At 63.3% G+C, this 25,244-nt stretch carries 24 protein-coding genes; 19 read left to right on the top strand and 5 right to left on the bottom strand.

Features of this window, described 5'->3' with window-relative positions:
* Positions 1 to 10: 10 nt before the first annotated feature.
* Complete coding sequence (locus C1H69_RS17315) at positions 11 to 418, bottom strand: hypothetical protein (protein WP_102654633.1); 408 nt, start codon at positions 416 to 418, stop codon at positions 11 to 13.
* Between the two features lie 315 nt (positions 419 to 733).
* On the opposite strand from C1H69_RS17315, the gene C1H69_RS17310 reads away from it, so the two are divergent.
* Genes C1H69_RS17310 through C1H69_RS17285 form a run of 6 tightly spaced genes read left to right on the top strand, consistent with a single transcriptional unit; the run spans position 734 to position 5,685 of the window.
* Positions 734 to 1,519, top strand: a complete 786-nt coding sequence (locus C1H69_RS17310) for a DUF3450 domain-containing protein (protein ID WP_240609985.1) — start codon at positions 734 to 736, stop codon at positions 1,517 to 1,519.
* Entirely contained in the window at positions 1,516 to 2,889 is a 1,374-nt protein-coding gene (locus tag C1H69_RS17305; protein WP_102654631.1) for a MotA/TolQ/ExbB proton channel family protein, read from the top strand. Before C1H69_RS17310 ends, C1H69_RS17305 begins: the two co-directional genes overlap by 4 nt.
* Positions 2,873 to 3,406 carry a MotA/TolQ/ExbB proton channel family protein gene (locus C1H69_RS17300; protein WP_102654651.1) on the top strand — a complete coding sequence of 178 codons (534 nt, stop codon included), beginning with the start codon at positions 2,873 to 2,875 and terminating at the stop codon, positions 3,404 to 3,406. Before C1H69_RS17305 ends, C1H69_RS17300 begins: the two co-directional genes overlap by 17 nt.
* Positions 3,399 to 3,806, top strand: a complete 408-nt coding sequence (locus C1H69_RS17295; RefSeq protein WP_102654630.1) for an ExbD/TolR family protein — start codon at positions 3,399 to 3,401, stop codon at positions 3,804 to 3,806. Before C1H69_RS17300 ends, C1H69_RS17295 begins: the two co-directional genes overlap by 8 nt.
* A complete protein-coding gene (locus C1H69_RS17290; protein ID WP_102654629.1) occupies positions 3,803 to 4,573 on the top strand; it encodes an energy transducer TonB in 771 nt (256 codons plus the stop codon). Before C1H69_RS17295 ends, C1H69_RS17290 begins: the two co-directional genes overlap by 4 nt.
* 5 nt (positions 4,574 to 4,578) lie before the next feature.
* Positions 4,579 to 5,685, top strand: a complete 1,107-nt coding sequence (locus C1H69_RS17285; protein WP_240609984.1) for a tetratricopeptide repeat protein — start codon at positions 4,579 to 4,581, stop codon at positions 5,683 to 5,685.
* A gap of 5 nt (positions 5,686 to 5,690) precedes the next feature.
* Here the strand turns inward: C1H69_RS17285 and xthA are convergent, their stop codons facing one another.
* Both xthA and C1H69_RS17275 read right to left on the bottom strand, forming a co-directional pair.
* Entirely contained in the window at positions 5,691 to 6,521 is an 831-nt protein-coding gene (gene xthA, locus C1H69_RS17280) for an exodeoxyribonuclease III (protein WP_102654628.1), read from the bottom strand.
* Positions 6,521 to 6,757, bottom strand: coding sequence for a hypothetical protein (locus C1H69_RS17275; protein ID WP_102654627.1), 237 nt, complete (start codon positions 6,755 to 6,757; stop codon positions 6,521 to 6,523). The genes xthA and C1H69_RS17275 overlap by 1 nt, the downstream gene beginning before the upstream one ends.
* Positions 6,758 to 6,905: 148 nt before the next feature.
* Here C1H69_RS17275 and rhlB point away from each other — a divergent pair, with 148 nt between their 5' ends.
* Together rhlB and dinG are read left to right on the top strand one after the other, a co-directional pair.
* Complete coding sequence (rhlB, locus tag C1H69_RS17270) at positions 6,906 to 8,180, top strand: ATP-dependent RNA helicase RhlB (RefSeq protein ID WP_102654626.1); 1,275 nt, start codon at positions 6,906 to 6,908, stop codon at positions 8,178 to 8,180.
* A 219-nt stretch (positions 8,181 to 8,399) separates the two neighbouring features.
* On the top strand, positions 8,400 to 10,544 hold the full coding sequence (dinG, locus tag C1H69_RS17265) for an ATP-dependent DNA helicase DinG (protein ID WP_102654625.1): 2,145 nt from the start codon (positions 8,400 to 8,402) through the stop codon (positions 10,542 to 10,544).
* A gap of 111 nt (positions 10,545 to 10,655) precedes the next feature.
* On the opposite strand, the gene C1H69_RS17260 is transcribed toward dinG, so the two are convergent.
* Entirely contained in the window at positions 10,656 to 11,735 is a 1,080-nt protein-coding gene (locus tag C1H69_RS17260) for a 3-deoxy-7-phosphoheptulonate synthase (RefSeq protein WP_102654624.1), read from the bottom strand.
* Between the two features lie 305 nt (positions 11,736 to 12,040).
* On the opposite strand from C1H69_RS17260, the gene rpoE reads away from it, so the two are divergent.
* From rpoE to acpS, 11 genes are all read left to right on the top strand, one after another.
* Positions 12,041 to 12,646: an RNA polymerase sigma factor RpoE gene (rpoE, locus tag C1H69_RS17255; RefSeq protein WP_102654623.1), complete on the top strand. Its 606-nt coding sequence runs from the start codon at positions 12,041 to 12,043 to the stop codon at positions 12,644 to 12,646.
* A 190-nt stretch (positions 12,647 to 12,836) separates the two neighbouring features.
* On the top strand, positions 12,837 to 13,535 hold the full coding sequence (locus tag C1H69_RS17250; protein ID WP_102654622.1) for a sigma-E factor negative regulatory protein: 699 nt from the start codon (positions 12,837 to 12,839) through the stop codon (positions 13,533 to 13,535).
* Positions 13,532 to 14,548: a MucB/RseB C-terminal domain-containing protein gene (locus tag C1H69_RS17245; RefSeq protein WP_240609983.1), complete on the top strand. Its 1,017-nt coding sequence runs from the start codon at positions 13,532 to 13,534 to the stop codon at positions 14,546 to 14,548. Before C1H69_RS17250 ends, C1H69_RS17245 begins: the two co-directional genes overlap by 4 nt.
* A gap of 76 nt (positions 14,549 to 14,624) precedes the next feature.
* On the top strand, positions 14,625 to 16,049 hold the full coding sequence (locus C1H69_RS17240) for a DegQ family serine endoprotease (protein WP_102654621.1): 1,425 nt from the start codon (positions 14,625 to 14,627) through the stop codon (positions 16,047 to 16,049).
* A 209-nt stretch (positions 16,050 to 16,258) separates the two neighbouring features.
* On the top strand, positions 16,259 to 18,076 hold the full coding sequence (lepA, locus tag C1H69_RS17235) for a translation elongation factor 4 (RefSeq protein ID WP_102654620.1): 1,818 nt from the start codon (positions 16,259 to 16,261) through the stop codon (positions 18,074 to 18,076).
* A 14-nt stretch (positions 18,077 to 18,090) separates the two neighbouring features.
* Positions 18,091 to 18,894 (top strand): signal peptidase I, encoded by an 804-nt coding sequence (gene lepB, locus C1H69_RS17230; protein ID WP_102654619.1) that lies wholly within the window; start codon positions 18,091 to 18,093, stop codon positions 18,892 to 18,894.
* Between the two features lie 57 nt (positions 18,895 to 18,951).
* Positions 18,952 to 19,644 carry a ribonuclease III gene (gene rnc / locus C1H69_RS17225; protein ID WP_102654618.1) on the top strand — a complete coding sequence of 231 codons (693 nt, stop codon included), beginning with the start codon at positions 18,952 to 18,954 and terminating at the stop codon, positions 19,642 to 19,644.
* Complete coding sequence (gene era, locus C1H69_RS17220) at positions 19,641 to 20,540, top strand: GTPase Era (protein WP_102654617.1); 900 nt, start codon at positions 19,641 to 19,643, stop codon at positions 20,538 to 20,540. The genes rnc and era overlap by 4 nt, the downstream gene beginning before the upstream one ends.
* A gap of 54 nt (positions 20,541 to 20,594) precedes the next feature.
* Positions 20,595 to 21,296, top strand: coding sequence for a DNA repair protein RecO (recO, locus tag C1H69_RS17215; protein ID WP_102654616.1), 702 nt, complete (start codon positions 20,595 to 20,597; stop codon positions 21,294 to 21,296).
* A 31-nt stretch (positions 21,297 to 21,327) separates the two neighbouring features.
* Entirely contained in the window at positions 21,328 to 22,128 is an 801-nt protein-coding gene (gene pdxJ, locus C1H69_RS17210) for a pyridoxine 5'-phosphate synthase (RefSeq protein WP_102654615.1), read from the top strand.
* Entirely contained in the window at positions 22,125 to 22,502 is a 378-nt protein-coding gene (acpS, locus tag C1H69_RS17205) for a holo-ACP synthase (protein ID WP_102654614.1), read from the top strand. The genes pdxJ and acpS overlap by 4 nt, the downstream gene beginning before the upstream one ends.
* On the opposite strand, the gene C1H69_RS17200 is transcribed toward acpS, so the two are convergent.
* On the bottom strand, positions 22,442 to 25,150 hold the full coding sequence (locus C1H69_RS17200) for a response regulator (RefSeq protein WP_338066184.1): 2,709 nt from the start codon (positions 25,148 to 25,150) through the stop codon (positions 22,442 to 22,444). The two genes, acpS and C1H69_RS17200, sit on opposite strands and share 61 nt — an antisense overlap.
* Positions 25,151 to 25,244: the final 94 nt, after the last annotated feature.

Below are 25,244 nucleotides of genomic sequence, written 5' to 3'. Positions count from 1 at the left end.
CAGGGGTGCATCAACTGTTCCGCCAGCCTTTGAATAGTTTGCGGGCGTAGGTCTGTAAAGTACCGGATGGCTGTGAATTCGGGGCCGGCGGCGCGAGGACGGCGATGGCGTCCTTGAGCGGTGTCATGATCGCATCGAGGTGATGGCGGCACAGCTGGCTGTTGAGCGCGCCGGGGCACTGGGCGAGCAGCAGGCCGCAGTGATAGATGGCGGTATCCAGTGCCTGCTTGACATCGCCGAAAGGCCGGGCGCTCATGCTGCACTCCTGCAACTCACGCGACAGCATCATGATCAGGTTGGTATCCAGCCAGCAGGGCATGGAATTCTCCTCCTTGCCGGCCATGGAGTGCTTGATGGCCTGGAAGGAGACATGCAGGAAGACGGTGGTGTAATACAGCTGGGATCGCTCGGTATTCATGGCGGCGAGACTCGAAGGTAGGGGAGCAATCAAATCTAAATGAAAGTCATTATCGAATATAGGCGGTGCCTTTGACCACTGTCAAATTCCGCCGACAGGCGACGTGAGAGCATTGCCATGGGTGATGATACGCCATGCTGATGCAAATGATAGGTATTGTCATTTGCTTTCTTGATGTTACCCTATACGGGTCTTGTTGAAGGCAAGGGTCATTCTCGTAGCTGGGGCGGCGGGTGCCTCTGGTTTGGCTCGCTCCCGTTATCCGAAGACCGTTAACCAATTTGGCAAACTGCTGGAATGTGCTGGAGAAGCCACGTGTGTAACAACTTCACCTACTCCTCCGCGTGTTGGCGCTGCCTGCTGTTCGGCGCTGCACTGCTGGCGTTGCCGGCTTCCGCCGAAACCCAGCTGCACCAGGAGGCTCGAGATTCGCAGCGCCAGCAGGCAGAGCTGCAGGCACATATCGATGAGGCCGATGACGAGGCGCGCGAGATGCTGCGTGAACTGCGCGCCCTGGAAGCGGAGACCCGTTACCTGGATGGCTACAGCGATGCGCTCGAGCCGCGGCTGGAGCGACAGGCGGAGAGCCTGGCGCGCCGCGAACAGGCGCTGGACAGCCTGGCAGCCACGCGAGATGCCCTGCCCGTGCTGGCCGAAGGAATGGTTGAGCGGCTTGCCCGCTGGGTGTCTCAGGATCTGCCCTTTCTGGTGGAAGAGCGTGAGGCCAGGATCGAGAGCCTCGGTGCATCGGACCTGCCTCCCCCGGAGCGTCTGGAACGCGCGCTGTCGGCCTGGCGGGCCGAGCTGGACTACGGCCGTGAGCTGGATGCCTGGCGCGGCTATCTGGACACGGAAGATTCACGTCGTGAAGTCGACTATCTCCGCGTAGGGCGGATCGGGCTTTACTTCCTGTCGCCGAACGGCCATGCGGGTGGCGTCTGGCTGGCGGATGAAGGGCGGTGGCAAGCGCTGGACGAGGCCGAACGCAGCGAAGTGCGCAAGGGATTGCGTATTTCTCGTGACCAGCGGGCCCCGGAGCTGCTGACGCTGCCGCTTTCCCGGCCGCTGGAGCAGGTCGCCGAGAGGGAGGTAAGCTCATGAAACGGAGTGGATGGCTGATGGGGTGGTTGCTGTGTGCCCTCGTGGCGGCGGTGCCGCTGGCTCAGGCTCAGCCGGAGCCGTTGACCACCCTGCGCACCGATCGCGAAAGCGCTGAAGCCCGTGACCAGGCACGGCTGATGGAGCTGCTGGATGATCGGGCGGCCCTCGAAGCGGCGCTGGAGGACGCGCGAGAGGTGCACGAAGCGGCCGAGCAGCGGCGTCAGGTGTTGGAGGCGCGTCAACAGGCGCTGGAGGAGGACAAGACCGAACTCGATGCACGACAGCAGGAGCAGGGCGATGACCTGACGGCACTGCTCGCGACGGTCGCGCGCCACAGCGGGGAGCTGCGTGATGCGTTGGGAGAAAGCTGGGTCGTGGTCGGCGGTGCCGGCCTTCCGCCGCGGCTCGATGACGTGGAGGTGCTGGAACTGGGGCAACTGGAAGCCTTCGCCGATACCCTGATGGCGCTGACGGCGGAAACCGGCCGGGTGATTCGATTTGAAACCCCCGTGGCTGATGCCGATGGGGAGGTTGCGCCACGCCAGGTGGTACGCCTGGGCGATCTGGCGGCTTTCAGCGGCGGGGAGTTGCTGCGTCGCGGTGCCGATGACAGCGCTCTGGCGGTGGTCGAGCGTACGCCACGGTCGGTGTCGGCGACCTTGAGAGCCTTCCATGAAGGCGACTCCCGCGTCATGGTGCTGGACCCGACCGGGGGGCAGGTTCTGGCGGCACTTGCCCAGAACCCCAGCCTGGTGGAGCGCTTCCATCAGGGAGGGGCGGTGGGCTATGTGATCGTGGCACTCGGCGTTGCAGGCTTGCTGGTGGCGCTGCTGCAGTATGGCTACCTGCTACGCGTGAGCTGGGCGGTGCGCCGGCAGCTCCAGGGCTTGGACCAGCTGCGCGGCGACAACCCCCTTGGCCGGGTACTGGCTCGTTTCCGTTCCCTGGAAGGCCAGCAGGTGCCCGAGGCGCTGGAGGCCCGCCTAGACGAGGCGGTGCTGGCTGAAATGCCGAAGCTGGAGCGTGGCCAGCCGCTGGTCAAGCTGATTGCGGCCATTGCGCCATTGTTGGGGCTGCTGGGCACCGTGACCGGCATGATCGTCACCTTCCAGGCGATTACCGTTTTCGGGACAGGTGACCCGCAATTGATGGCGGGTGGCATCAGCCAGGCGTTGGTGACCACGGTACTGGGCCTGATTGCCGCGGTACCCTTGCTCTTCGCCCACACGGCCTTGGCCGGACGCAGCCGCCATCTGGCAGGTGTGGTGGAAGGGCAGGCGAGTGCCGCCCTGGCCGAGCATCTCGAGCAGGGCCCGACAGCGCCAGGTTCCACAGCGGAGAGCCACGCTCGTGCTGCCGCTCTGGCTTGAGCCGCTCGAGCGGCTTGTCGAGGCGGGTGGTGTCATTCTGGTGGTCATTGCCGCGGTGGCGATGGTCCTGTTCAGCCTGGCGCTGGAGCGAGTGTGGTACTTCCGTATCACCTATCGCCGGGCTCGACGCGCCCTGGTCCGCCGCTGGGTCTTGCGCCAGGACCACCTGAGCTGGAGCGCCCGTACCCTGCGTGAGGTCTGGACCCGTGAACTCATCGCCCGGCTGCGCCGGCCGCTGCCCTGGTTGAAGCTGCTGGTGGCGCTCTGCCCCCTGCTGGGCCTGTTGGGTACCGTCACCGGCATGATCACCGTCTTCGATGGCCTGGCCATGAGCGAAACCAGCCAGGCCCGTGCCATGGCCGATGGCGTGGCCAGGGCCACGTTGCCTACCCTCACCGGCATGGCGGTGGCGGCGGTGGGAATGCTCTTCACCAGTCGCCTGGAACACATCATTCGGCGCGAGGATCAGCGGCTGCATGACCGCCTGGCCCGCGCCGTGGAGGATACCGATGCGTAGACGCCGGCTCAGCGCCGAGGATGGCGATGCCAACGAGGTCAACCTGACCCCCATGCTGGACGTGGTTTTCATCATGCTGATCTTCTTCATCGTCACCACCAGCTTCATCAAGGAGAGTGGGGTGGAGATCGAGCGCCCCGAGTCCAGCGCGGCGAGTCCACAACCGGAGGCACAGGTCATGGTGGCCCTGACCCCGGAAGGAGCCGTCTGGGTGGGGGGAGAGGCGGTTGACGCCCACCGCGTGGGCGAGCGGGTGGCATCCCTGGTCAGCGGCGACGGTTCGGTGGTGATCCAGGCCGACCGTGGTGCCACCACGGGGCTGCTGATCGAGGTCATGGACCGTATTCGTGAAGCCGGCGTGGAGCAGGTGGCGGTGGCCGCTAGCCGGAGAGCGCCATGAGTCGAATGCCGTTTTCGGTACTTGGGGGCTGCGCCCTGGCGTTGCTGCTGTTCTGGTTGTTGGCGCTATTGGTATCGCCACCCGAGGAGGAGTTCGACCTCCTCGATGCGGCCATGACCCTGACGATGGTGGAAGCTCCCGAACCGATCGAGGAAGAGCCCGCCGAGGCTCCGGCAGAGGCGCCACTGCCGCCGCCGACCGAAGCCGTCCAGCCACCGCTCCCCGAGCCGACGCCTCCCATGGAAAGCTCCATTACGCTACCGGAGCCGGAGTTGCCGCCGGAAGAGCGGGAGCCGGTGGAGCTCGATGAGTCCCTGCCGGAGCTGACAGAAGCGGTGGCCGAACCCGAGCCCGAACCAGAACCTCAACCGGAACCACAGCCTGAGCCAGCGCCTGCGCCCCAGCCGGATCCCCGCCCGGCCCCGGAGGCTCCGCCAGTCGAGTCGTCGGCACCTGCCGCACCCTCGCAGGCCGCGACAGAGCCGGCTCCTCAGGGTCCCGTGGATGTGGGGGAGGTTACGCCGACCAATCGCGTGCCGCCCGATTATCCCGCCCGGGCGCAGCGCCGTGGCATGGAAGGGCATGTGGAACTGCAGTTCGTGATTCGCCCCGATGGCAGCGTCGACCCCTCTTCCATACGAATCATCGACGCCCAGCCTCGCAGTGTCTTCGATACGGCGGCACAGCAGGCGGTGGCGCGCTGGCAGTTCGAGCCGGCCAACCAGCTGCGTCGTGCCCGGCAGCGCCTGGAATTTCAGCTGAGGTGATGGCCATGTCCACGAAGCATAGCGTGTTGACCGTCTGTCTTTGCATGATGCTGCTATCGGCCCCCGCCCTGGCCGCTACGCCAGCCTTGACCGGCGATATCATTGCCGACCTGCAGTCGCTGCAACAGCGCCTGCAGCAGGGTGATGCCGATGGGGTGAAGACACGGTCGCGGGCCCAGGCAGAGCGTCTGGCCGGGGGCAATGCGGCCGACCGTTGGGCAAGGGCACTCTATCTTCAACTGGCCGCGAATGCCGAAGCCCGTGGCGGTGATCGAGTGGCTGCCGCCGCTCTGTTGCGCGAGGCCCGGCAGATAGATGTCGTCGACCCTGCGCAGAGTGACCGCTGGTTGCGCGAAGAGGCCGGGCTGAGACTCTCGGCCGGTGAGGTCGAGCGAGGTGCCGAGCTGTTGGCCGACTGGTTCGAGCGCCATGGCGGTGAGGCGAGGGATCACTGGAGGATGGCCAGGGCAATGGCCGAACTCGAGCGCTGGCAGCAGGCGGCCACCTGGATCTCTCGTGCCCTGGCAGAGAACGATGTGATGGATGCTGGGCAGCGAAGGCTGGCGGAAACGGTTTACCAGCGTGCGGGGCGTGGCGACGAGGCCTTGGCCCTGCTGAGAAGCGGCCTGGATGGCGCCAGCGATCCCGCCGCCTGGAAGCGGACGGCGGCGCTTGCCCAGCAGCTTGGCGATCATGGACAGGCCGCCGCCATCTGGGAGGCAGGGTGGCGGCTGGGGGCGCTCTCCGGCGAGGAGGAACTGCTGCAGCTGGTACGCCTGCACCTGGCCGGCGGTACCCCGGCGCGAGCGGCAGAGAGGCTGCGCGATGCGCTGGAACAGGAGGTGGTTGCCGATACCACAGAGCATGGGCGCCTGCTGGCCCAGGCCTGGGAGGCCGCCCGGGATCGTGAGCTGGCGCTGGCCGCCTGGCAGGCGGTGGCACTCAAGAGCGATGAAGGTGAGGATTGGTTGAGGCTTGGCCAGCTCGCCCATGCCTGGGGCAGGGACGAGGAGGCCGTGGCGGCGCTGGAAAGAGCCCGGGAGCTTGGCGCCGAGCAGGCCGAACGCTGGCTGGCGCTGACCTTGGCCGATGATGCCGAGGTCGCGCGCTGAATGGGCTACAGGTCCAGCTCGGTCCACACAGGGGCATGGTCCGAAGGCCTTTCCATGCCGCGCAGCTCATAGTCGATACCGGCTTCCCTCACCTTGTCGGCCAAGGGCTTGGTGACCAGGATATAGTCGATGCGCAGGCCGCGCTTCGGCTCGCGCTCGAAACCGCGTGAGCGATAGTCGAACCAACTGAAGCGGTCGTTCACCTCGGGGTAGCGCAGCCGGTAGCTGTCGGCCAGCCCCCATCCCTTGACGCCCTCGAGCCACTCCCGCTCCACCGGCTGGAAACTGGTCTTGCCTTCACGCAGCCAGCGCTTGCGATTGGTCTCGCCTATGCCGATATCGATATCCTCGGGCGAGATGTTGAAATCGCCCATTATTGCCAGGTAGTCGTCGGGACGATGTTCTTCCTTCAATAGCCGCGTGAGCTGTTCATAGAATTGACGCTTGAGGGGGAACTTGGTGGGGTGGGCCATGTTCTCGCCCTGCGGGAAGTAGCCATTCCAGACGGTCAGATGTTCGCCTTCACCGATGCGCAGACGGACACCGATCATGCGGCGCTGGGATTCCTCGCCATCGTCGGGAAAGCCGTAATGCACGGCTTCGGGTATGCCGGGGCACAGTTCCTTGTGACACAGCAGTGCCACGCCATAGTGCCCCTTCTGGCCATGGAAATAGACGCGATAACCCATCGCCTCTATCGCCTCGCGAGGAAACTCGCTGTCCTGCACCTTGGTTTCCTGCAGGCCGATCACGGCCGGGCGGTGAGACTCGATCAGCGCCTCGAGCTGGTGTAGCCTGGCGCGCAATCCATTGATGTTGAAAGATACCAGGCGCATCAGTCCGGCGACTCCCCGCGGCTCTCGGGATGAATGGTGATGCCCTGGCCGGATTCCTGGCGGGCCTGCTTGCGAGCCGCCTGCAGCTTGCGCTGCTGGCGCTTCTTCTGGGTGAAGCGGCGCGACGAGGTCACCTGATCGGGATTCTCGTGGCGCCATTTCTTGAAATCCTTGCGCTTGCCGGTGCGGATAGTCACCTTGTCGGCCAGCGAGCGGGTCTTCTTGCGGCGTGTCATCAGGCCAGACTCCATTGGGTGTCGGTTGGCAGCGTGGATGGCTATTCTATCAGTCCAATGCAGCAGACGCGCCCTCATCGCCCGAGACTGGTACAATGCCTGCCTTACGAGGCTTCCCATCCACTGCTACGGAAAAACTACATAGCCTATGAGCGAGTCGGAACAGACCACAGCCCCGGCCGAGAACCGCAAGCCCAAGCGTCGTCGTCGCAAGCCGCGCCGCCGCCAGTCGAACTGGGATCTTCGCCAGTTTCAGGTGCCTGTCGAAGCGGGCAAGTGGCGCTTTCACGACTTCGACCTGCCGCTGCCGCTGATGCGTGCCATCCACGCCCTGGGATTCGAGTATTGCACCCCGATCCAGGCGGAGGCCCTTGGCCAGACCCTGCTGGGCGGCGATATCGTCGGCAAGGCCCAGACCGGTACCGGCAAGACAGCCGCCTTCCTGATCTCGATCCTGGCTTACTTCCTGGAGGAAGAAGAGCCGGACGGTCAGAAGGCCGGCGCTCCGCGTGCGCTGATCGTGGCGCCAACGCGTGAATTGGCGTTGCAGATAGAGAAGGATGCGAAGGCGCTGGCACGCTTCACGTCACTGAACGTGGCAAGCGTAGTGGGCGGCATGGATTACCAGAAACAGCGCGATGCCCTGGGGCGCAAGGTCGATCTCCTGGTGGCAACGCCGGGTCGTCTGCTGGACTTCCACGAGAAGCGCGATGTCGACCTGACCGAGGTCGAGGTTCTGGTGCTCGATGAAGCGGATCGAATGCTGTCGATGGGGTTCATCCCCGACGTCAAGCGCATCATTCGCCATACGCCGAAGAAGGAGGAGCGTCAGACCTTCCTGTTCTCCGCCACCTTCTCCCCGGACATCCTTGGCCTGGCCAGCCAGTGGACCCATGAGCCCGCTCATGTGGAGATCGAGGTGACGGTGGAAAACGCCGCCAATATCGATCAGCGCGTCTACATGGTCAGCGACGATGACAAGCAGCGGCTGCTGATCAACCTGCTGAAGCAGGAGAGCTTCGACCGGGTGATGGTGTTCGGCAATCGACGCGACCTGGTGCGCAAGCTCGATGAACTGCTGAAGAAGGCAGGGATCAACGCCGCCATGCTGTCTGGCGATGTGCCCCAGAATCAGCGCATCAAGACGCTGGAGCGGTTCCGTGAGGGTGAGATCCAGGTGCTGGTTGCCACCGATGTGGCTGGCCGCGGCATTCACATCGAGGATGTCAGCCATGTGATCAACTATACCCTGCCGGAAGATCCCGAAGATTACGTGCACCGTATCGGCCGTACGGGTCGTGCCGGAGCCAACGGGGTATCGATCAGCTTCGTCGGCGAAGAGGATGCCTTCTCGCTGCCGGAGATCGAGCGCTACATCAACGACAAGCTGCCCTGCGAGCATCCGCCCGAGGGGCTGCTGTAAACGCCTTGTTTTTCCACCGCGAGGCAGCCGGGGACAGGTTGGAGAGGAGGTCTTTTGCCAGGGATGGCAAAAGTAGCGCCCAGGGAAGGGTTTACAGCGCCTCCTCGTAAACCTGTCGACGGCGCCGAAGCCGCCGCCGCCACTAGGCGTTTCCCAGGCAGTCGCTGAAGGGCCGATGCGCTCAAGCCATTCCCCACAAGTTCTCTAGAGAGTGAGGCCATGCTGGACGAGGCCCTCAGGGGCGAGATACAGGGCGCCTACCGCCGGGTGCTGGAGGCTCAGGGGCTGACGCCACGCTACGGCCAGCGGCTGATGATCGCCGAGATCGCCCGCACGCTGGGTGGCATCGAGGCCGATGAGTCGGGCAAGCGCACCTCCGACGAGCACGTTTGCGTACTCGAGGCTGGCACGGGCACCGGCAAGACCCTGGCCTACCTGCTGGCTGCATTGCCGGTGGCCAAGGCGCGTGACAAGCGGCTGGTCATCGCCACCGCCACCGTGGCCCTGCAGGAGCAGGTGCTGCACCAGGACCTCCCGGCGCTCAAGGCCCATAGCGGTCTGGACTTTCACTACGCCCTGGCCAAGGGGCGTGGCCGCTACCTGTGCGTGGCTCGCCTGGAGCAGTCGATGGACGGCGTGGCCGACAATCCCACGCTATCCCTGTTCGAGCAGAGCCTGGTGCAGGAAAGCGGTGACAACTTCCAGGCGCTGGTTCAGGAGATGGCCGACGCCTATGGCAGCGGCCGTTGGGAAGGGGATCGTGAGAGCTGGTCCGACTCCATCGACGACACCGACTGGCGCCGCCTCACCATCGATCATCGACAGTGCACCAATCGGCGGTGCGGGCACTTTGCCGCCTGTGCTTTCTTTCGTGCCCGTCGCGACCTGGAAAGCGCCGATGTCATCGTGGCCAACCATGACCTGGTGCTGGCCGATCTCTCGCTGGGTGGCGGTGTGGTATTGCCGCCACCGGCTGACTGCATCTACGTCTTCGACGAGGGCCATCACCTGCCGGACAAGGCGCTCACGCACTTTGCCCATCGTGTCGGCGTGGGTGGGGCACTGCGCTGGCTGGGCAGCCTGAAGAAGTCTCTCACCGAATTGAACCAGGCCTTGGCGGTACAGCCCACCGTCGCCAGGTTGCTGGCGACCCTCCCGGAAGCCATTGCGGCGCTGGAACCGAGACTGGGCGAGGCCTTTGCCCTGGGCCACCAGTTGGCGGGCCGTCCCCGGGGGCTCGGCGACGACGAGGAGAATCACCAGTATCGGTTCGAGATGGGCCGAGTCCCCGATGGGCTGCGTGAGCATGCCGGGACGCTACTGGTCGCGTTTGCCGAGTTGACGCGAACTCTGGAAACCATGAGCGACATCCTGCGCGAGAGTCTCGACCCGGACAAGCACACGGGCCTCGCCCGTGAGCAGGCCGAGGCCTGGCTGCCGCTGCTGGCACTGCTTCACGGCCGTGCCCTCGAGGCTCACGGGCTATGGCAGGCCTATGCCGACGTCGATACCGAGGGTGAGCCGCCATACGCCCGCTGGATGACCCTCGAGCGTTTCGGCGGTGATGCCGAGCTGGTCTTTTCGGCCAGCCCGGTCTCCGCCGCGCCCACCCTGGCCAGGACCCTGTGGGGCAGCTGCTATGGGGCCGTGGTGACCTCGGCAACCCTGACGGCGCTGGGGCGTTTCGAGCGCTTGCAGGAGCGTGCCGGGCTGGCCAATCGCTATCGCTATCAGCGCTTGCCGAGCCCCTTCGATTACTCTCGTGCGGTCTTGAGTGTGCCCCGGGAGGCCGTCGACCCTGCCGACCGCGAGGCCCACGAGCGAGCCATCGTCGAGTTCGTCGGTGGGCTGGGGGAGCGGGAGGCGGTGCTGATGCTGTTCTCCTCCCGGATGCAGCTGCGGGCCGTCGAGAAGGCGCTGCCGGCGACGCAGCGCGAACGGGTTCTGGCACAGGATCGGCTTCCAAAGCGTGAACTGATCGAGCGGCATCGTGCCCGGGTGGACGCAGGCAAGGGCAGTATCATCTTTGGCCTGGCGAGCTTTGCCGAAGGCATCGACCTGCCCGGAGACTACCTGACCCATGTGGTCATTACCCGGCTGCCGTTCGCTGTCCCCGACGACCCGGTCGGCGCGACGCTGGCGGAGTGGATCGAGAGCCAGGGGGGGAACCCGTTCATGCGTATCAGCGTTCCGGATGCGTCGATCAAGCTGGTGCAGGCCTGCGGGCGTTTGATTCGCAAGGAGGCCGACCAGGGGCGCATCACACTGCTGGATCGCCGTGTGTTGACACGTCGTTATGGGCGGGCGCTGCTCGATGCCTTACCACCCTTCGTGCGTGAGATAGATGGCATGGTGGCCGGCTAGCCTAAGTCGTACAAGCCGATAGCGTAACGCATCGGGCCCGCCTGCATGAACCGCCCAGTTCTTGGGTCGGTTCAAGAATGACGGGCCCGATTTTCTGTCCACGACGACGGGTCACTCCGCGGCAGCACGCTTGCCGAGCACCGGTTCCAGTTTCTCCGCCATGCGGGTCATGGCTTCCTCGGTGGTTTTCCAATCGATGCAGGCATCGGTGACGGAAACGCCATATTGCATCTGGCGGTGGTCATCGAGGATCTTCTGGCTGCCCCAGCCGATATGGGATTCCACCATCAGCCCCATGATCGAGCGGTTGCCCTCGAGAATCTGATTGGTGACGTTGTCCATGACCAGCGGCTGCAGCGCCGGATCCTTGTTGGAGTTGGCATGCGAGCAGTCGATCATGATATTGGGCTTGATACTGGCCTTGCGCAGTTCCTGCTCGGCCAGCGCCACGCTGACACTGTCATAGTTCGGCTTGCCGTTGCCGCCACGCAGTACCACGTGGGCATAGGCGTTCCCGCGGGTACGGATGATCGCCACCTGGCCCGCCTGGTTGATTCCCAGGAAGTTGTGCGGGTGTGCCACGGACTGCAGGGCATTGACTGCCACGTCCAGGCTGCCATCGGTGCCATTCTTGAATCCGACGGGGCTGGATAGGCCGGAAGACATCTCGCGGTGGGTCTGGGACTCGGTGGTGCGCGCCCCGATCGCCGACCAGCTGATACAGTCCTGAAGGTACTGGGGCGAAATGGGGTCCAGCGCCTCGGTGGCCAGCGGAAGCCCGATTTCGGAGAGCTCGACCAGGAGCTTGCGGGCAATATGCAGTCCTTCCTCGATCTCGAAAGAGCCGTTGAGATGCGGGTCGTTGATCAGTCCCTTCCAGCCCACCGTCGTGCGAGGCTTCTCGAAGTAGACGCGCATCACCACGAACAGGGTATCCTTTACCTCGTCGGCCAGGCGACGGAGCCGCCGAGCATAATCCAGGGCGGCATCGATATCATGGATCGAGCAGGGGCCGATCACTACCAGCAACCGCGGGTCGGTGCCATCCAGGATATTCTGAATGGTCCGGCGCCCTTCGATCACCGTGCGCTCCGCGGTTTCGCTCAGGGGAATGTTGCTCTTGAGGGCTTCCGGCGTGATCAGGACGTCCTGTGAAAGAACGTTGAGGTTGCTGACCTGCTGATCTGACATGTTGCTACCTGTGTCGTGATGCGTTGAAGGCGAGGAGGATGATCTACTATACACCCGCGGGCGAGGAAAAAATCAATTGCGAGGGGAACCCGGGCCCCGTTTGTCGTGTCTCAGGCCCGGCGCCATGGCAGTCGGCTTGATGCGGGGCCAAGAAACAGGAACACTTGTCGCTTCGACAGGGACCAACATCTCCAGGGACACTCAGTTGCCACAGGCACCAGGTTGACACCATGCATGCAGAATTCGTTTCCACGCTTCGCTTATTCGCCAGTCAGCAGGGTCTCTCCCGGTCGGGGGGGGCGTGAATGGGCAACCGAGAAACCGATCAACAGCTCGTGGAGCGCGCCCAGAATGGTGACTCCCGTGCTTTTGATCTGCTGGTAAAGAAATACCAGCACAAGATCATCGGTTTGATAGGACGCTACGTTCAGGATCATGCCGAAGTGCAGGACGTGGCTCAGGAGGCTTTCATCAAGGCTTACCGGGCTCTGGGGAAGTTTCGTGCGGAAAGCGCCTTCTATACCTGGATGTACCGGATTGCCATCAATACGGCCAAGAACTACCTGGTTTCGAAGGGGCGGCGCCCGCCTGGCAGTGATCTCGATATCGCCGATGCCGAGATCCTCGACCACAGCGGACGCCTGGCCGATATCGAGACACCCGAGGCCGCCATGGCCCGCGATCAGCTCGAGGCGGCGGTGTTCGAGGCCATCGAGAACCTGCCCGACGACCTGCGCACGGCCATCACCCTGCGTGAGCTCGACGGGCTTTCCTACGAGGACATTGCCAACATCATGCAGTGTCCGGTAGGTACGGTGCGGTCACGAATATTTCGCGCGCGTGAAGCCGTGGACCAGCACATACAGCCGCTGGTGACCACCGCCCGAACTCGGGAGTCGATAACGGAATGAGCCGGCGAAGAAAGGTTTTTACGTTGGCGCTGAACTGTCTGCCGTCAATGGCGTCAGATGCAGTGATCGCAGTGTGCCAGCGTAACAGCGCGCAGGAATGGCTTATCGGTATTTCCGGTGTGGTGCGACAGGGAATGCCGGATTTCATTGGATGCAAGGCAGGGCGTCTTGCCAATGTGGGGGTGTGAGAATGAGTCAGAATGCACGGGAATCGCTTTCTGCCCTGATGGACAACGAAGGTGATGATCTCGAGCTGCGTCGGGTGCTGAAGTCCATAGAGGACGACCCCGGCGCCGCTGATGCATGGCGGCGCTATCATCTGATGCGCAGCATGTTGCATCGGGATCATGATGTCGATGTCAGCACGGACCTTTCCGCGGGCATTATGGCGCGGCTCGAGAACGAGCCGGTACCTGTCATGGAAGAGGCCCCTGTCGCACCGCGTCGCTCCCTGCCGTTTGCCCGAAGCGCTGGCATTGCAGCTGCCGTTTCGCTGATGGTAATCACCGGCGTACAGTTCTATAACGGCAGCGACTTTACCAGTGGTGGCGGTGCTCAGGTGGCAGACAGTGAGCCGCGGTCTCCTGCCGGCCAGCCACAGCGCAGCTTTGCCACGGTGTCCGGCGGCCAGGCTTCGCCCGTTGGAATGCCGCTGTTTTCTCCCACGGCTTCCGGTGGGCAATCGGGTATCATGCCGGTCAGCAACAGCTTCGAGAATCCGCTTTTCATGGCACCGAACCCGCGTCAGTCGCAAAGCACCGATCAGGAACAGGCCAGACTGCTGCAGTCCTACCTCGATAGGCATGCCGAGGGTGCCACCTATCGAAGTGGCGATGCCTGGATGCCGCTGTTGCGTGCTTCCGGCAGCGAGACACTGGGGCAGCGATGATGAGAGCGGGGCGCACGCTGAGTCGCCTGGTCGTACTGTGCGGTTTCGGTAGCCTGATGTACCTGACACCCGCTCTCGCCGAGACACAGCCTGGTTCCGATACCCAGGTCGATCGGTTCGATTGCCGCCAGGTAGCCGATTGGGAGGCCCCTGATTCAGCGCTGTCGTGGTTCGAACGCAGCCTGTGGGCCAGTCATTGCTACATCTTTCAGGCAAGGGCCGTACGCATCGGCGTCGATGGTGTACGGACCCTGGCGCTCTCCCATGACATCCAGGATGGGGTGGAACGAGAAGTGGCACGCTTTCTCGACGGCCCACCGGTATTTTTCGAGCGTCGCGGTCGCATCGGACGCTTGAGCTGGTCCGAAAATGCGAATGACATTCCTGCCTCTCCGGCTGGGATCGCACAGCATATCGACCGGTTCTACCGGTTGTCGCTGGGTGGTGGCGATCGCATTGCCAACCGTCGTGCGGTTCGCCTCGACATAGAACCACTGGATGGACTGCGCTTTGGGCAACGCATGTGGCTCGACGTGCAGACGGCCCTGCCGCTCAAGCGAGAGCTGCTCGACGACCGAGGCAGGGTGGTCGAGACGTTTCAGTTCACGGAGCTGCACCCACCCCGGCTGCATCAAGGCAGCGTATCCCTCGATACCCAGCGTGCTCCGCCACGGCAGCCGTGGAGCCCCGGCTGGCTGCCTGAGGGCTTCATCGACCAGCCGGTGGACACGCAGAGTGGCCAGCATGGTTCAGAGGTGGGGCATCGTATCTACAGCGACGGCCTTTCCACCCTGAGCCTGTTCGTCGAACCGATCCAGGAGGGACGGGAGCGTCTTATACCAGGCCTGCATCGTTTAGGCATCTCGCTTGCCGTCGTGCGTCATCTGACGGTGGAAGGGAGCCCCTATCAGGTGGTGGTCATGGGTGAATTGCCGCCCCGCGTACTGGCGGAGGTGGCGGAGAACCTGACTTGGACAGCGTCTCAGGGTGAGGCACCCGCTCCAGCCGAATGATCGGAATCCAGGGCCTTCCTTGTTGGCAAGAAACTCAATTGGCATGTAACACAGCAAGATGACGCAGGAGCTTTCCATGAAGCCAATGACCCGACACCTTTTTCTCTGGACTCTCATGTTCGCATTCTTGCTGCCTTGGCAAGGTGCCATGGCACGCGAGTTGCCGGACTTTACCGAATTGGTGGAACAGGCGGCGCCGGGGGTCGTCAATATTTCCACGACAAGGGTGGTGCCGGGTCGAAGCCAATCGTTCGAAGGCTTCGGTGGGCAGGAGATTCCCGATATCTTCCGTCACTTCTTCGGTGATCGCTTCCCCCCTCCCCAGGGCGGAGAGCCGGGGCGCGGGCAGGAGCGCCAGTCTCTGGGCTCCGGCTTCATCATCAGTCCGGATGGCTACATCTTGACCAACGCCCACGTGGTGGACGGTGCCGACGAGATCCTGGTACGACTGGCAGACCGGCGCGAACTGGAGGCCGAACTCGTGGGGTCGGATCCTCAGACCGATGTGGCGCTGCTCAAGGTGGCAGCCGAAGATCTCCCCATACTGCGTCTGGGTGATTCCGACGGTCTTCGGGTCGGCGAGTGGGTGGCGGCCATTGGCTCTCCTTTCGGTTTCGAGCATTCAGTGACGGCTGGGATCATCAGTGCGATCAATCGCACCTTGCCCCGGGACGCCTACGTGCCCTTCATCCAGACCGACGTGGCCATCAACCCGGGTAATTCCGGCGGGCCGTTGTTCAACCTCGATGGTGAAGTGGTGGGCATCAATGCGCAGATATTCACCCGTAGCGGCGGATTCATGGGCGTCTCCTTTGCCATCCCCATCAACGTGGCCATGGACGTGGCCGATCAGATTCGTGACGAGGGGCGTGTGCGCCGTGGCTGGCTTGGGGTGATGATCCAGCCGGTGTCCCGGGATCTGGCCGAGTCGTTCGGCATGGATAGCGCCAGCGGCGCCCTGATCGCCGACCTGGATCCGGAAGGCCCGGCGGCCCACGCCGGTCTCCGGGCGGGTGACATCGTGCTCGAGGTCGACGGCGAAGAGGTCGAGCGCTCGCGCAACCTGCCGCGGCTGATTGGCCGCGTGGCGCCGGGCAATGAAGCCGAATTGACGGTCATGCGTGACGGCGAACGCACCACGCAGTCCGTCACCATTGGCGACTGGCCGGATGCCGAGGGGGAGCAGCGTGCCGAGCGTCGTGAGGCCCCGAGTGGGCAGGCGCGCCTGGGCATCACGGTCAGTGAACTCGATGAGGCGGAGCGTCAGCGCCTGGGAATCGAAGCCGGCGTCCAGGTACGAGAGATCGATCCCCAGGGAGTTGCCGCCGACGCCGGCATCCGCCCGGGTGATGTCATCGTCAGTATCGACCACCATACCGTGGAGAGCCCGGAGCAGCTATCCGAAATGGCGCAGACACTGCCCGATGACCGAGCCATACCGGTACGCCTGTACCGTGAGGGCAGGTCCCTGTTCGTGGCGTTGAGGCTGGCCAGGGACTGACTCCTTCGGCAATATCTGAGCAACACGACTGTCGATGGCACCTCCCGCCCAGTAGCGGGAGGTGCCATTCTGCTATCGGCTCCTTGGCGACCGCGCTGTCCAACCCTCCGCCATGCCGGTACAATACCCGCTATCGAATTCATATGACGTGAACGGATGCGGACGACTTCGCCCCATCCGCGCTCGTGACGAACACCGGACTGGGCTAGATGAGCAACGACGCAAGCAACGAAAAGCTGAAGCATATTCGGAATTTCTCGATCATCGCCCATATCGACCATGGCAAGTCGACACTCGCAGACCGTTTGATCCAGAGCTGTGGTGGGCTCATGGAGCGGGAGTTGAAAGAGCAGGTGCTTGACTCGATGGACCTCGAGCGGGAACGGGGCATCACCATCAAGGCTCAGTCGGTGACGCTGGATTACCAGGCGAAGGACGGTAATACCTACCAGCTCAACTTTATCGATACGCCCGGACACGTGGACTTCTCCTACGAAGTTTCCCGGTCGCTCTATGCCTGTGAGGGTGCGCTGCTGGTGGTGGATGCCGCCCAGGGAGTCGAGGCGCAGTCGGTGGCCAACTGCTACACCGCCATCGAGCAGGGCCTCGAGGTCCTGCCGGTACTCAACAAGATGGATCTGCCCCAGGCCGACCCCGACAAGGTGGCCCACGAAATCGAGGAGATCATCGGTCTCGACGCCACCGATGCCTGTCAGGTTTCGGCCAAGAGCGGCCTTGGCATCGATGAATTGCTGGAACGCCTGGTGCGGGACATTCCGCATCCCAAGGGTGACCCGGCGGCCCCGCTGCAGGCGCTGATCATCGACTCCTGGTTCGACAATTACCTGGGCGTGGTGTCGCTGGTCAGGCTCTTCGACGGCACCCTGAAGAAGGGCGAGAAGATCCGCATCAAGTCCACCGGGCGTGACTGGCAGGCCAACGAAGTGGGCATCTTCACGCCGCTGCGCAAGGAGACCGGGGTCCTGCGTGCCGGTGAGGTAGGGTTCATCGTTGCGGGTATCAAGGAGATCCAGGGCGCGCCGGTAGGGGACACCATTACTCACGCCAAGACGCCGGATGTCGAACGCCTGCCGGGGTTCCAGCGGGTCAAGCCCCAGGTCTATGCCGGCATGTTCCCGGTCAGTGCCGACGATTACGAGGACTTCCGCGACGCCCTGGAGAAGCTGGCGCTCAACGACGCCTCCCTGGAATACGAGCCCGAGAATTCCGATGCCCTGGGCTTCGGCTTCCGGGTCGGCTTCCTCGGCACCCTCCATATGGAAATCGTCCAGGAGCGTCTCGAGCGCGAGTACAATCTGGATCTGCTCACCACGGCGCCCACCGTAGTCTACGAACTGGCGATGAAGAACGGTGAGCTCAGATATGTCTCGAACCCTTCCAAGCTGCCGGACATGGCCGATGTGGAGGAAATGCGCGAACCCATCGTACGTGCCAGTATCCTGGTTCCTCAGGAATTCGTCGGCAACGTCATCACCGAGTGTGAGGGACGTCGTGGCACCCAGCGTGACATGCAGTTCCTCGGCAGCCAGATTCAACTCGTCTATGAGCTGCCCATGAGCGAGGTGGTCATGGACTTCTTCGACCGACTGAAGTCGATCTCGAAGGGGTACGCCTCGCTGGACTACAGCTTCGAGCGTTTCCAGTCGGCAAAGCTGGTGCGTCTGGACGTATTGATCAATGGTGACAAGGTCGATGCGCTGGCCGTCATCATCCACCGCGATCATGCCCATGGGCGTGGGCGCCTGCTGGTGGAGAAAATGAAGGAATTGATTCCCCGTCAGATGTTCGACGTGGCGATTCAGGCTGCCATTGGTGGCCAGGTGGTGGCGCGTTCCACCGTCAAGGCGTTGCGCAAGAACGTCACCGCCAAATGCTATGGTGGCGACGTGTCCCGCAAGAAGAAACTGCTGGAAAAGCAGAAGGCGGGCAAGAAGCGCATGAAACAGGTCGGTCGGGTGGAAATTCCCCAGGATGCTTTCCTGGCCGTACTCAAGGTGAATGACTAGGGACCGACAACTATATGGATTTCTCTCTTTTGCTGGTGATTGCAGTGGCGATCACCGGTCTGATATGGCTGCTGGATCTTGTCTGGTTACGCCCGGGGCGGCGCAGGAACCTGGCCAACGCCGAAGCCGGAACGACCGAAGGGCTTGATGAGACGGCCCGCGCCAAGGTGCTCAAGGAGCCCTGGCCGGTGGATTACGCCCGCTCCTTCTTCCCGGTGCTGCTGGTGGTACTGCTGCTGAGGAGCTTTCTGGTCGAGCCATTCCAGATTCCTTCCGGCTCCATGCGTCCCACCCTGGAAGTCGGCGATTTCATCCTGGTCAACAAGTTCGCCTATGGATTGCGCTTGCCCGTGACGCATACCCGTTTCGTCGAGATTGACGATCCGCAGCGCGGTGATGTCATGGTGTTTCGTTTTCCCAACGAGCCGTCGGTGAATTTCATCAAGCGAGTGGTGGGTCTGCCGGGCGATACCGTGCGTTATGAAGACAAGCAGCTTTATGTCAACGGTGAGCCGGTACCCAAGCAACTGGTCGAGGAAGGGCCGGCCAGCGCACCCAACGAATGGCTGATGGAAGAGCGGTTGGGAGAGGTCAACCACCACATCTATAATAATCCACGCGACCCCGGCCCGCGGGTACGTGAACTGGTGGTGCCGGAAGGCCATTACTTCACGTTGGGCGACAACCGCGATCACTCCAACGACAGTCGTTATTGGGGCTTCGTACCCGAGGAGAACATCGTGGGGCGTGCCTTTGCCGTGTGGATGCATTGGGATGGCGGCTTGCCCAGCTTTACCAGCGTGCGCCGCATCCAATAACGATTTTTTTCGTTTTCCGACAGTCACCTTCATCCGTCAGTACATAGCAGGAGCTTCGTGAGCAACTCCCTCAATGCCTTCAGCCGACGCATCGGCCATACCTTCGGGGATAGCGCCCTGCTGGAGCTGGCCATGACCCATCGCAGCTTCGGAGGCCAGAACAACGAGCGTCTCGAATTTCTCGGTGATTCCATCGTCAATTTTGTGATTGCCGAAGCGCTCTATGAGCGCTTCCCTCAGGCACGCGAAGGTCAGCTGTCCCGCCTGCGTGCCCGGCTGGTGCGCGGCCAGACCTTGGCCGAACTGGCCCGGGAAATGTCCTTTGGTGAATGCTTGCGACTGGGCTCCGGTGAAATGAAGAGTGGTGGTCATCGCCGCGACTCGATCCTGGCCGATGCGGTGGAGGCCGTGCTGGGAGCAATCTATCTCGACGCCGGCATGGATACCGCCCGTACCCGGGTATTGGCATGGTATGCCGAGCGGCTCGAAGCGATCGACCTGCAGGACACCCAGAAGGATCCCAAGACCCGGCTCCAGGAATTCCTGCAGTCGCGTCAGGTATCACTGCCACGTTACGAAGTGGTGTCGGTGGAAGGCGAAGCCCACGAGCAGACCTTCACGATCGAGTGCCACGTTGAGCTGCTGGAGGCGTGCACCCTGGGTACCGGATCCAGCCGGCGCCATGCCGAACAGCAGGCTGCTGAAGAGGCCCTGTCCCAGCTCGAAACCCGGGGAGGGAAAAGCAAATGAGCCAGACCTGCGGCTTCGTGGCCATCGTTGGTCGACCCAACGTAGGCAAGTCCACCCTGATGAACCGTATTCTCGGCCAGAAGATCTCGATCACCTCGCGGCGTCCGCAAACGACCCGACACCAGGTGGTGGGGATCAAGACGGAAGGCGAGGCGCAGTTCATCTACGTCGACACTCCCGGCATTCATATCCTGTCGAAGGATCGCAACAAGGCGATCAATCGTTTCATGAACCAGGCGGCCACCCAGGCGCTGCGTGACGTGGACTGTGTGGTCTTCATCATCGACCGCACTCGCTGGAGCGACGAGGACCAGGTCGTACTGCAGCGTCTGGAGCACGTGCAGGCGCCGGTCATCCTCGCCGTCAACAAGGTCGACCGGATCGAGGACAAGAGCTCCCTGCTGCCGTGGCTTGGCGAGGTGGGGGCTCGGCGTGAGTTCGCCGCGATCATCCCGATTTCCGCCAAGCATGGGACCAACGTGCCGGAACTGGAGGCCGAGGTGGCCAAGCACTTGTCGGAAGGCGTGCACCATTTCCCCGATGACCAGGTCACTGACAAAAGTCAGCGTTTCCTCGCCGCCGAGCTTGTGCGCGAGAAAATCATGCGCCAGCTCGGTGACGAACTGCCTTACCAGGTGACGGTGGAAATAGAGGAGTTTCGCGACGAGGGGCGTGTGGTGCATATCAGCGCCCTGATCCTGGTCGAGCGCCCGGGCCAGAAGAAGATCCTGATCGGCGAGAACGGCGAACGCATCAAGAACATTGGCCGCGAGGCGCGCCTGGACATGGAGCGGGCATTCGATGCCAAGGTGATGCTCAATCTCTGGGTCAAGGTGAAGCGTGGCTGGTCCGACGATGAGCGGGCGCTGAAGAGCCTCGGCTACAACCTCGATTGATGGAGAAGCCATGCCATCGCTCGACGTGGCTCCCGCGAATGTCAGGTGCCTGACATGCTGCCGCAGCCGGCGTTCCTCCTGCACAAGCGTCCCTACCGGGAAACCAGTGCCCTGGTCGAGCTGCTGACGCTCGATCATGGCAGGGTGCGGGCCGTGGCACAGGGTGTGCAGCGCCCCGGCTCCCGCTCCCGGGGACGTCTGCAGCCGTTCGGCCCCTTGCATTTGACCTGGGTGGGAGAGGGGGAGCTCAAGCGGTTGCGCCTGATGGAAAGTCGTGGTGCAACGGCCCTGCTGGCGGGTGAGGGGCTGCTATGCGGGCTCTATGCCAACGAATTGCTGACCCGGACGCTGCCGGTGGAATTGCCGGTCCCCGACGTCTTTGCCTTCTATGCGGCTCTCATGGAGGCGCTGCCCCGTCCGGCTGGCCGTGCTGAAGCCTTGCGTTGCCTGGAAAGGGCGCTGCTCGAGGCACTCGATGCGGCGCCGCGCTTCACGGAAGCCGATGGTCGTGAGCTCGATCCCCAGTGCCGCTATCGCTTTGATGCCTCATCGCGGGCTTTCGTGCCCAGTGAGTCGGGAATCGACGGTCGCACCCTGCGCCTGCTGGCCAGCGGCGACTGGTCGACGCCAGGTCTCGGTGGGCCCGCCAAGGCGGTGATGCGTGCGGCCATGGCACCGCTGCTGGGCAGCCGGCCGCTGCGCTCGCGTGAGTTGATGCGCCAGCTTGCCGAACGACGGCGTATCGCCCCACACTGACCCCTTTCTTGTCCGCTACTGGAGAGAGACCATGCATCCCCCGCGCATACTGCTTGGCGTCAATATCGATCATATCGCCACGCTGCGACAGGCTCGTGGTACACGATATCCCGACCCGCTCCAGGCGGCGTTGCTGGCGGAAGAGGCAGGTGCCGACGGGATTACCGTACACCTGCGTGAGGACCGCCGTCATATCCAGGAGCGCGATGTCCGTCTGTTGGCCGAAGTGCTCAATACACGCATGAACCTGGAAATGGCGGTAGCGGATGAGATGCTGACCCTGGCTGGCGAGATACGGCCGGCTCATGTCTGCCTGGTGCCGGAAAAGCGCGAGGAACTCACCACCGAGGGCGGGCTCGACGTGGTCGGCGGCTTCGAGGCCGTGGAAGCTGCCTGTCGGCACCTCGCCTCGGCCGGCTGCGAGGTCTCGCTGTTCATCGATCCTGATCCGGCGCAGATCGAGGCGGCGGCAAGGGCGGGTGCCCCGGCGATCGAACTGCATACCGGTGCCTATGCCGAGCTGAGTGGCGCGGCGGCGCGGGTCGAGCACACGCGGCTTGCCGCCGCTGCCGACATGGCGCTTGAGCTCGGCTTGATCGTCAATGCCGGCCACGGGTTGCACTATCACAATGTCGAAGCGATTGCGGCGATTCCCGGCCTGAACGAGTTGAACATCGGCCACTCCATCATTGCCCGGGCGCTGTTCGTGGGCCTTCGGGAGGCCGTGGCCGAGATGAAACGATTGATCATCGCCGGCCAGGAGGCGGGGCTGCTGGCCGCCATCGAAGAACATGACCACCACCATCACGAGGACGACGGTGTCGCCGGATGATCATCGGCATTGGCACGGACATCGCCCGGGTAGCCCGGTTCGAAGCTGCCGTGGTGCGTCATGGCGAGCGGTTCGCCGAGCGCTTGCTCGGCGAACTGGAGCGTGAGCGCCTGGCCGGGCGCGCCGAAAAGGCCCCTTTCCTGGCCAAGCGATTCGCTGCCAAGGAGGCCTTCGTCAAGGCGCTGGGTGTTGGCCTGCGTCATGGCATGCGCTGGACCGACATCCAGGTGGTCAATGACGCCCTGGGCCGACCGTCCCTGTTACTGGCTGGGAAGGCTCAAGAGCTTGCCGATGCGGTGGGCGTCAAGACGATTCATTTGTCGTTGAGCGACGAGAACGAGTTGGCGCTGGCAATGGTGGTGCTCGAGGGCTGACCCTGTTGCTGGGCGTGCCATGCCTGGAGCCGGTCCATGGCCCGGAACAGTTCATCGACCAACGAGGCAATGTCGGTCGTGCCCCGGGAGCGTATCCGGGTTTCCAGCGTTTCTGCCACCAGGGCCAGTTCCGGTGCCCCGCAGTAGCGGCAAGCGCCATTCAGTGAATGCACGGCATCCAGCAGGGGCCCTTCCTCACCAGTTGCCAGGGCGGATCGCAACTCCGAGGCGCTGCTCGTCAGCGAGTTGGCGAGTTCTCCCAGCAGCTCCCGGGCCAATGATTCGTTGCCGTTGGCCAGCCGGGTGCCCAGCGCCATATCCACGACCGCCAGTTCACCGCTGGCCGCCGGTTCACTCCCTTTGGGGGCATCGGATTCCAACCTGGGAGGAGGAGCGATACGCAGGTGTCTCTGAAGAATGGCTTCCAGTTCGATGCTATCCACCGGCTTGATCAGGACTTCCTGCAGCCCTGAATCCAGCAGTTGCTGTCGGTCGTCCTCCAGGGCATGAGCCGTTACCGCAATGATCGGGCAGTGCGCCCAGTGTTTGCCCAGGCTGCGCAGCGCCCGAGTGGTTTCCACCCCATCCATGCCCGGCATGCGGATATCCATCAATACCAGGTCGAAGGGCTCGCTCTCGGCCAGCGCCATGGCTTCCTGTCCGCTCCCCGCCTCCTCGATGGAAAGGCCCGGACGCTGCAGCAGCTCTCTGAGCAGGCGGCGATTGCTGGCATTGTCATCCACGATGAGCAGTCGTGTGCCACTTCGTGGCTTTCTGCTCGCTGCCTGAGGCGAGCCACAGCGGCGTAGTGAGTCAGCCAGAAGCTGGCGTGACAGGGGCTTGCAGAGTATTTCCCCGCCCATTGGCAACGTCAGGTTCGGTAGTTCAAGAGGCGTTGCGTTCACCAGCAGCAGAGCGGGGCAGGGGCAGGTGTCAAGTCGAGTCTGCCACTCCTCGATGACCGTTTCCGACAGCACGGTTGGAAGGCCCGCCACCAGCAGGTTGGGAGGAGGCGCCGGCACCTCGGGGTGGGGAACCTCGAGCACCTGGGCACCCCAGCGGGTCAGCAGGTGGTTCAGGGCGTGCCGGGTAGGCGCATGGGGTTCATAGAGCGCTACACGTTCACCGTCCAGGATACGTTGCGGAGCCATCTCCACACCGCCGACCACGTCCAGGGGCAGCGTGAAGGAAAAGGTGGAGCCCTGGCTGGGCGCGCTTTCGACGCTCAGACGGCCACCCATCTGTTCCACCAGTTGACGGCTGATGGCCAGCCCCAGGCCGGAGCCGCCATACTGGCGTGGGTGCCCCGGCGTGGCTTGTCGAAATGCCTGAAACAATTCGTTCTGCTCCTGGGGGGTCAAGCCAACACCGGTATCACTGATGCTGATGCGAAGCAGTACCTGGCCATGGCCGGCGACTTCGTCGACCATCACCCGTACGATCACATCGCCCTGATCGGTGAACTTCAAGGCGTTGTGGATCAGGTTGGTCAGTACCTGTCGGATACGCAGTGGGTCCCCGCGCAGGGGGGAGGGAACGTCGTCATAGACCAGGCCCAGCAGATGCAGGCCCTTCTGATGGGCAAGCGGGGCCTGGAGTCCCAGGGCTTCATCGATCAGTGCCACCATGTCCAGCTCGGCACGGTCCAGCTCCAGCCGGCCGGCTTCCATGCGTGAGAAATCCAGTACGTCGTTCACCAATGCCAGAAGGTTGTCACAGGCGACCTGGACCTGGTCGAGCCATTCGCGTTGGCGTGGTTCCAGCCTGGATCGGCCAAGCAGGCGGCAGAAGCCGACGATGCCATTGAGCGGCGTGCGAATCTCGTGGCTCATGCTGGCCAGGAACTCCGACTTGACCCGGTTGGCTTCCAGCGCGCGGCGGTGAGCCAGGTCAAGTTCGATGTTCTTGATCTCGATGGTTTCCATCGATTCCTGCAGGTCAGCGGTAGTCTGCTCGATCTGACGCTGCATATTGTCCCGGGAGTGCTCCAGCTCGTCACCAAGGGCATTGACGTGCCAGGCGAGCCGTCTGAGCTCAGGGGGGCCATTCTCGGCCAGCCGAGCATGCAAGTCCCCATTTCTCAGCCGGCGCAGCGCTTCGGCGGCATCGTTCAGGTTGGCGTCGAGCCGTCGCCCCAGTGAAGAGGCCAGTACGAACAGCAGCAGTCCCAGGATCAGCAGTCCCAGGCCGGCGCTGGCCAGGCGCCGATAGTGACCCAAGGTCAATGCTCGGGTATCGATGTCGATTTCCAGCCAGACCTGACCCGCTGTTGCGTCGTTGTTCTCGCCCAGTCCCAGCGGTACCAGCAGACGCCACAGGTCCCCGCGGGTATCCAGCCGGGTCTCCTGTGGTGGTGCCAAGGCCACCTGGGCCCGGGCACGTCCCAGTTCCAGAATCGTCATGCCGGTGTCGGTATAGAGGCCGACTCCACGGGCCTCCTCGATGTTCAGAAGACGATGGGCGGTGCTCTCCAGGCGCTGCCCTTCTTCCTCCATGAGCGCGTGGGCCAGTACTGGCGCCTGTAGTTCGGCAGCTATTGTCAGGCGGTCACGCAGTGCCGATTTGCGCCACTCTGTATCCTGATACAGAGCGAGCACCGCCGCCGCCATGAGCACCAGTAGCGGCAGACACAGAATCCACAGTGTCAAGCGATTTCCGAGCGACATCGACAGTCCTTCATCACGACGAAACATGGCCCAGTATGCCACAGCAGAACGCGATGCCTGTCCAGTGGGTGGCGGC

The sequence above is a fragment of the Billgrantia endophytica genome, assembly GCF_002879615.1.
In the GTDB taxonomy this organism is placed as follows: Bacteria; Pseudomonadota; Gammaproteobacteria; order Pseudomonadales; family Halomonadaceae; genus Halomonas; species Halomonas endophytica.
Note: the sequence above shows the minus strand (reverse complement) of the source record. Positions and strands in the feature narration are given on the sequence as shown.

Coding starts and splice junctions, on each gene's coding strand:
- C1H69_RS17315 (WP_102654633.1), bottom strand. CDS start 418: ATGAATACCGAGCGATCCCAGCTGTATTACACCACCGTCTTCCTGCAT.
- C1H69_RS17305 (WP_102654631.1), top strand. CDS start 1,516: ATGAAACGGAGTGGATGGCTGATGGGGTGGTTGCTGTGTGCCCTCGTG.
- C1H69_RS17295 (WP_102654630.1), top strand. CDS start 3,399: ATGCGTAGACGCCGGCTCAGCGCCGAGGATGGCGATGCCAACGAGGTC.
- C1H69_RS17290 (WP_102654629.1), top strand. CDS start 3,803: ATGAGTCGAATGCCGTTTTCGGTACTTGGGGGCTGCGCCCTGGCGTTG.
- C1H69_RS17285 (WP_240609984.1), top strand. CDS start 4,579: ATGTCCACGAAGCATAGCGTGTTGACCGTCTGTCTTTGCATGATGCTG.
- xthA (WP_102654628.1), bottom strand. CDS start 6,521: ATGCGCCTGGTATCTTTCAACATCAATGGATTGCGCGCCAGGCTACAC.
- C1H69_RS17275 (WP_102654627.1), bottom strand. CDS start 6,757: ATGACACGCCGCAAGAAGACCCGCTCGCTGGCCGACAAGGTGACTATC.
- rhlB (WP_102654626.1), top strand. CDS start 6,906: ATGAGCGAGTCGGAACAGACCACAGCCCCGGCCGAGAACCGCAAGCCC.
- dinG (WP_102654625.1), top strand. CDS start 8,400: ATGCTGGACGAGGCCCTCAGGGGCGAGATACAGGGCGCCTACCGCCGG.
- C1H69_RS17260 (WP_102654624.1), bottom strand. CDS start 11,735: ATGTCAGATCAGCAGGTCAGCAACCTCAACGTTCTTTCACAGGACGTC.
- rpoE (WP_102654623.1), top strand. CDS start 12,041: ATGGGCAACCGAGAAACCGATCAACAGCTCGTGGAGCGCGCCCAGAAT.
- C1H69_RS17250 (WP_102654622.1), top strand. CDS start 12,837: ATGAGTCAGAATGCACGGGAATCGCTTTCTGCCCTGATGGACAACGAA.
- C1H69_RS17245 (WP_240609983.1), top strand. CDS start 13,532: ATGATGAGAGCGGGGCGCACGCTGAGTCGCCTGGTCGTACTGTGCGGT.
- C1H69_RS17240 (WP_102654621.1), top strand. CDS start 14,625: ATGAAGCCAATGACCCGACACCTTTTTCTCTGGACTCTCATGTTCGCA.
- lepA (WP_102654620.1), top strand. CDS start 16,259: ATGAGCAACGACGCAAGCAACGAAAAGCTGAAGCATATTCGGAATTTC.
- lepB (WP_102654619.1), top strand. CDS start 18,091: ATGGATTTCTCTCTTTTGCTGGTGATTGCAGTGGCGATCACCGGTCTG.
- era (WP_102654617.1), top strand. CDS start 19,641: ATGAGCCAGACCTGCGGCTTCGTGGCCATCGTTGGTCGACCCAACGTA.
- recO (WP_102654616.1), top strand. CDS start 20,595: ATGCTGCCGCAGCCGGCGTTCCTCCTGCACAAGCGTCCCTACCGGGAA.
- pdxJ (WP_102654615.1), top strand. CDS start 21,328: ATGCATCCCCCGCGCATACTGCTTGGCGTCAATATCGATCATATCGCC.
- acpS (WP_102654614.1), top strand. CDS start 22,125: ATGATCATCGGCATTGGCACGGACATCGCCCGGGTAGCCCGGTTCGAA.